Source organism: uncultured Campylobacter sp., from assembly GCF_938030685.1.
Classification (GTDB): Bacteria; Campylobacterota; Campylobacteria; order Campylobacterales; family Campylobacteraceae; genus Campylobacter_B.
The window spans coordinates 22,235-28,529 of sequence record NZ_CALHHX010000175.1 but is presented as its reverse complement, the minus strand read 5'-3'; the positions used below and the strand labels follow the sequence as shown (position 1 = coordinate 28,529).

At 48.0% G+C, this 6,295-nt stretch carries 5 protein-coding genes; 1 reads left to right on the top strand and 4 read right to left on the bottom strand.

Going from position 1 to position 6,295, the window contains the following annotated elements; genetic code table 11:
• Positions 1 to 226: 226 nt before the first annotated feature.
• The 3 genes from Q0369_RS08070 to Q0369_RS08060 form a co-directional block, all read right to left on the bottom strand.
• A complete protein-coding gene (locus Q0369_RS08070) occupies positions 227 to 943 on the bottom strand; it encodes a hypothetical protein (protein WP_298098425.1) in 717 nt (238 codons plus the stop codon).
• Between the two features lie 228 nt (positions 944 to 1,171).
• A complete protein-coding gene (locus Q0369_RS08065; RefSeq protein WP_298098422.1) occupies positions 1,172 to 3,619 on the bottom strand; it encodes a molybdopterin-dependent oxidoreductase in 2,448 nt (815 codons plus the stop codon).
• Between the two features lie 13 nt (positions 3,620 to 3,632).
• On the bottom strand, positions 3,633 to 4,199 hold the full coding sequence (locus Q0369_RS08060) for a hypothetical protein (protein WP_298098419.1): 567 nt from the start codon (positions 4,197 to 4,199) through the stop codon (positions 3,633 to 3,635).
• A 127-nt stretch (positions 4,200 to 4,326) separates the two neighbouring features.
• Here Q0369_RS08060 and Q0369_RS08055 point away from each other — a divergent pair, with 127 nt between their 5' ends.
• The gene (locus Q0369_RS08055; protein ID WP_298098416.1) at positions 4,327 to 4,908 is read left to right on the top strand and encodes a hypothetical protein; all 582 of its coding nucleotides are present in this window, start codon (positions 4,327 to 4,329) and stop codon (positions 4,906 to 4,908) included.
• 281 nt (positions 4,909 to 5,189) lie between these two features.
• On the opposite strand, the gene Q0369_RS08050 is transcribed toward Q0369_RS08055, so the two are convergent.
• A complete protein-coding gene (locus tag Q0369_RS08050) occupies positions 5,190 to 6,203 on the bottom strand; it encodes a hypothetical protein (protein WP_298098414.1) in 1,014 nt (337 codons plus the stop codon).
• Positions 6,204 to 6,295 lie beyond the last annotated feature (92 nt).

Sequence of the window (6,295 nt, the reverse complement as noted above, 5' to 3'; positions counted from 1 at the left end):
CTACTTTAAGCAAATTCGCCCTACTGCAAGTAAAAAACGAAGTAGGGCGCTTAAAATTCTACTTCAATTTTACATTTTGATTTTACGCTTTAATTTGTGCTCCAGCGTACGCAAAGCTATTAACGCACAGCAATAGCAAGCGAACGAGCACGAAATTTATAGGATAGCCTGCTGCTAAATTTTAAATTTAGCAGCAGCGAGAGTTGAAATTTTAAAATTTGCCCGCTTAACTACTCCGCGCGATAAATTCGCTAAAAGAAATCTCCTGCGCGTAAAATTTAACTCCGAGCGAGGCGAGTTTATCTTGCAGCGGCAGTGCTAGCTCCTCTATGCCGTTAAATACGCAAAGCGGCAAATTTTGCGTTCTCTCTTTGGTTGCTGCAAAGCTCTCGTCGTCAAAAATTTTCTTTAAAAACACGAGCGTTTTTACCTTATCCGCGCCCAAGTCCAAGGTAAAAACGCTGAAATATTTATATCCCGGCTCCGCGCGCGCTTCATCTTCCCGCGCGTAGTCGTCCGCCAGCTCGCGGTAAAATTCGTTGTTTAAATCGGCAAGCGGCGCAATCGCATCAAGTGAGCAAGGTGCCTCAAGCGCGGCAAGAGCGGTTAAAATTTCTTCAAATTTAACGATGTCGTCCGCGACCTTGATCGGCTCCCAAGAGCCAGCGCCGTGATAGGCAAAATACACGGGCGAAGCGTCCCCCAGGGCAAAATCCACGAAAAACGGATCGTCCATGCCGTTACGCGCGATGACCCGCCAGCTCTTGCGCCACTGCCCGGGTGCGTCGTCTGCAAGCTCCTCGCCCGTTTTGCGGCTAGCGAGCCTATACCCCTCCTGAAAACTCTCAAACTCGCCCTCGTCGGGGTAGAGAGAAGGCAGTAAAATGCACTCTGAAACGATACGTTTGCGGATAAAATTTCGGATCAAATTCGGGATTTGCACGGCTCGACCTTTGGGCTAAATTTGAGCAAATTTTAGCAGAGTTTTTAATACGCGCAAAATTTGCGTTCAAATTTGACGGATTACAAAATTTGAACGCAAAAAGACAAGCGGAAGTATTTTAAGATGGATTTGAATGTTGCGACGAAAATTTCGTCCCAAGACTAGGCAATTAGCCTGTCGCAGGGCGAAATTTTCTAGCTCATTCAAAGACGCTTAAAAGACGACGCGCTACAAAGATTGTAGGATTTTCGGTTTACCAAACGCCTGTATCGGCTTAATCTCCCCCTTAAATTTCTCAATCTGCGCTAGAACGGTGTGAGCCGAGTTGCTTTGTGCGAGACTTGACGTGCCCTTATCAAACGTAAGCACATTTACGCAGCCGTGCTGGCAGAGGCTCTTCTCGCCCCAAACCTCGGGATCGTACCACGCACCCTCGCAGATCGCTGCGACGCGCTCAGGCACGATGTCGGTAACGAGCACGCCCGCCAAAATTTCGCCGCGATCGTTGAAAACGCGCACGATGTCGCCGTTCGCAAGCCCGCGCGCTTCGGCGTCTTTTGGATTTATTAGCACCGGCTCTCTGCCGCTAATTTCGGCAAAATTTCTGATGATCGAGTTGTTTAGCTGGCTGTGCAGGCGGTAGCGAGAGTGCGGACTTACGATGTGGATCGGATACTTCGCCGTCTTTTTCGCATCGCCTAGCCACTCTTTTGGCTCGATCCAAGTAGGCATCGGCGGGCAGTCGGCATAGCCCATCTTAGCGATTACCGGCGAATAAAGCTCGATCTTGCCAGACGGCGTGCCGAGGCGGTTTTTGGCGGGATTTTCGCGGAATGCCGCAAGGCGCGTGTATAGCGCGCTGCTCTCGTCGTCCTTTTCAAAGCGCACGAAGCCTTTGTCGTAAAATTCCTCAAAGCTAGGCATCGTTATATTTAGGCCTTTGGCTTGCTCTACGGCATCGGCGTAGAATTCCTTCATCCAGCCTAGCTCGTCCTTGCCCTCACTAAAGACCTCACCGTATCCCCAGCGCTTGCAGATCTGCTCGCAGATCCAAAAGTCGCTCTTGCTCTCGCCCATCGGCTCGATTGCAGGCCTGTAAGCGACTATATATTCGCCCGTAGCGCCTGTTTGGTTGATGTCGTTGCGCTCGACCTCGATCGCGACGGGAAGCACGATGTCGCTAAGCTTCGCCGTACTCGTCCAGTAAGGCTCGGCGGTGATGACGGTGTCAAATTTACGCCACTGCTTGACGATGTTATTTACGTCTTGATGGCGCGTAAACATCGACCCGCACGCCATATACGCGACTCTCATATGCGGCAGCTTAATTTTAGTGCCGTCATAGTCGATCTGCTTGCCTGGATGCTCCAGCGCCTCTATGCTGCGAGAGGACGGGATGGTGATATTTTTCGCGTTTTTCCAAGGCGCAGAGCCCGTGTTTTCGTATTTCTCATCTATGCGCGTGCTAAGTCCCTTTAAAATAGGAGCCACTTTATTCGTAGCGCCCGCAGAGCCGTAGCCCAGGCTAAATTCAAAGCCGAGACCCTCCTTGCCGATATACCCCAGCATCGCATTAAGCGCCACTAGCGCCCAGAAAGGCTGCTCGCCGTGATCTGCGCGCTGCAAACCGCGACCGATCAGGATCGTGCTCGGCTCCTTTGCAAGCGCCGTAGCAAATTTCGCAATAGCCTCCTCGCTAAGTCCGCAAATTTTGCTCGCCCAAGCGGCGTCCTTTACGATTTTATCGCTCTCGCCTAGAAAATACGCTTTAAATTTATTAAATCCGACGGTGTATTTTTTGATAAATTCCTCGTCGTAGAGGTTGTTCGTAAACAGATAATGGCACATACCGATGATGAGCGCGGTGTCGGTGTTCGGGCGCACGATAATATCTTCGCTGCCGAAGTAACGCGCGGTGTCGTTTCTCATCACGTTTACGCTGTAGGTTTTGATGCCCGATTTTTTAAGCTCTTGCATGCCGATGTAGCCGTCGTGCGTAGGCGGAATGGATGAAATTTGATTGGTTACCGCAGGATCGGTCGCCCAAAATACGACGTTTTTAGCGTTTTTGACGATCGCTTTCCACGTAGTAGGCGCGTCGTAAACGGCGCTTGAGCCAAGCACGTGAGGCATGATGACGAGCCCCGCGCCGGTGGAGTAATCGCCGCTTTCCTCTACGTAGCCGCCTAAAATTTTAAGCATTCGGTGTGCTACGGTGCGTCCCCAGCCGATCTTGCCGCTACCGCCCCACCAGTAGCACTCGCCGTAGATCGCCTCGGCGCCGTGTTTGTCGAAATTTTCTTTCAAAGCCTTCGCCGCTAGATCAAGCGCTACGTCCCAGCTAACGCGCACGAATTCCTCTTTGCCGCGCAGTTCGCTCTTTGCCGCGCCTTTTGCCTTTAGATAGCTTTTGCGCACCATCGGATAGAGCACGCGGTTTTCGTTCTGCACGGAATCGGGCAGGCTGTAATTCATCGTATTTGGAAATTTATCGCCTTCGAAATCGCTTACCGAAACGATCTGCGACGAGTTTAAATTTAGCCAAAAAGGGCCGAATCTATTCGCGCCGAATACCTTTTTGTTATCAAAAATCGTCTGCGTAACACCCTCGATCCTGCTAGCGCTTGCCGCGCTTGCGCCTAAAATCCCTGCCTTTAAAAAGTCTCGCCTTTTCATCTGATCTCCTTTATCATTCAGGTTTTTTTGCGTTGTGTTGTAGATATTTTACGATCAAATTTAGCTCGTCGCCCTCGAGCGCTACGTAGTTTGCATTGATCATCTCTTGTAAATTTGCAGGCCACTGATTTGCCGTGAAGCTATTCGGCTCGTGAAGCCTATGACATGCCGAGCAGATCTGCTCGTAGTTTGTCTTTGCCTCCGCATAAAGCGCCTTAGCGTCCTTGGCTACGGCATCCGAACTGATCTCATAAATCCCCTCGGCTTCGTACCAGATCTCGCCGTAATCGTCCTCGAGCTTTTTGCCCTTTTTAAAATTCGCTTCGGCTTCATTCGTAAAAATCGCGTAAATTTCAGCTTCTTTCATATTTTTTTGGATTTGAAGCTGATAGTTTTCGCTCACGACGCCTTTGATCTTAATCTTGGTAACGCCGCCGTCGCCGGGTAGCACCTTGATCGGCGTTAAAATTTGAACCTCGCCGATAGTTTTTCCGTTCTGCGAGATCGCCGTGGTTTTGGAGATCACCTCGCCGCCGAAAAGCGAACACGCACAGACAAATGAGATAAAAATTTTCCTCATAAAGCATCCTTTCTGGGTTGTCTTTAACGCGAATTATAAATCAAAAATAAATTTAAATTTGTCGCGATTGCGACGAATTTATCCTTTTTGAGTAAAATTTACGTGAAATTTTATGCAAAGAGCTGCTATGATAGATAGACTAAATAACGATTACAGCGAGAAATTTGACTTTTTAAGCAGGGAGCGTATTGCTAAATTTAGACGCGAGAGCTACGCTCGCGGCGACGTGATCTACGCGCAGAAGTTTAAATTTATCATTCTACTGCGCGACAGAGCGAAGCTAAACTGCTACGAAAACGGCAAGAAATTTATCTTTAGCTTCGTAAGAAGCGGCGCCTACGTCTGCTTGGATAAAAACACGAGCCTTGAAATTTTAAGCGACTGCGAGACGCTGCAGATCAACATCTCAGAGCTTTTCGAGCTGCTAGGAGATGAGTTTGCAAGCTCGATCATAAACGCGCTTATTAAAAACCTCCACTCGCAGCGGATTTTAATAAAAGAGATCGTCTTTGCGAAAATCCAGACGCGGATTTTAAATTTTCTAAATCGCATCGCAAACGCAGATAAGATCGTGGAGCTTCCCTTTAATATAATGACGCTGGCAAGCCTACTCGGCGCGCCTTGCCAAAACGTCTCCTCAGCGATTACGAAGCTAGTAAATGACAAAAAGATCATGAAATTAAAAGGAAATAGAATTAAAATCTTATAGATTAAATCCGCAAGGCGAGTTTAAATTTAAACTATTTTGGCGAAAGCCGCCCGCGAAATTTTAAATTTAACCCAATAAAAGGGCGCGTGGCGCGAATCAAACGAAAGGACACGCAGATCAAAAAGACAAGCGGAAGCATCGCAAAGTAAGATGAGGCTCGGATAAATTGGAGACCGGGCGTTTGCGCGACCAAGCAAATTTCACGCGCAAAATGCGGTGCAACGATTTAACGCTCTTGGCACGAATTTTAAATTTAACAAAGCGAGGCGGCGCGCTAAATTTTACAAAGATTGCAAAATTTTTACAGCGTCGTAAGTTTTCGCCTGCGCTTTTAGAAACTCGCAAAGCTCTTTCTGCTCGCACAGACCGTGCGAGAGCAGAAATTTCGCCGTCATCTCGTCATCCAGCACCACAGCTACTTTGATAAGCGTTTCGATCTCCTTTTTATCGATGCTTGCAAAGCTTTGGAATTTTAAAATTTCGTCCAAATAGCGTAATCTCTCGTCGCGGAATTCTTTAAATTTGGCGCCCGCGGCAAACTCCCTCGCGGCAAGCGGCAGCGCCTCCTTATATCCGAGAATGGAAACGTTGTTATCGCTTAGAAATATTAATTCGCTGCCCGCAACCGAGCCGACCACGTCTTTCGTATCTCGCGCGCCGTTTGCGATCAAAAACTTAAATGCCTCGAAATTATCGTTTGCCGCGGCATCTCGCAGCAGCCCGCTAGTCTTGGCGTTCGCGCCGTTTTGCACCAAAAGCTCTAAAAGCCGCATCGCATCGGCGCTATCAAAGTGATAAAGCTTTGCCGTCTCGCCGCTAAATTTCGAGCCGAAAAAGATCGCGAGCTTTAGCGGCGAGAAAAAACCGCCGTCTCCGCCGTAATTGAGATTTGGTTTAAATTTAAGGATTTTTTCTATCCGCTCGAAGTCAAATTTTGAATTTCGCAGCACCTTCGGATTAAAAATAAAAGCGGTGAAAATTCTATCTTTAAACTCCCCGAAATCCTCGTCGATCCTGCCCCTGTTTTGCGCCGCGAATTCTAAAAGCGCGTCCAAGCCCGCATCTATCTGCGCATCGCTAGCATTTTCATCGTAAAAAATTTCAAAATTTGGCTGCGGCAAATTTGACGCCGTCTGCTGCGTAGTAGAAGCCGCCGCATCCTCTTTAGCGGCACCGAAAGCGCAGCCCGCAAGCAAAAGCCACAAAAAGATAAAATTTTTCATATCGCCCTCGCTTAAATTTTGTGCGATTATATCAAATCTAAGGCTAAATTTAACGGCGTCTTGAAATTTCATAAAAAGCAAACGGCAAATAAATTTAGCCCAAAAAAGCGCCTTTTGATTTTAATTTCGCTAGAATTAGCCATAAATAACCTAAACAAAGGAGC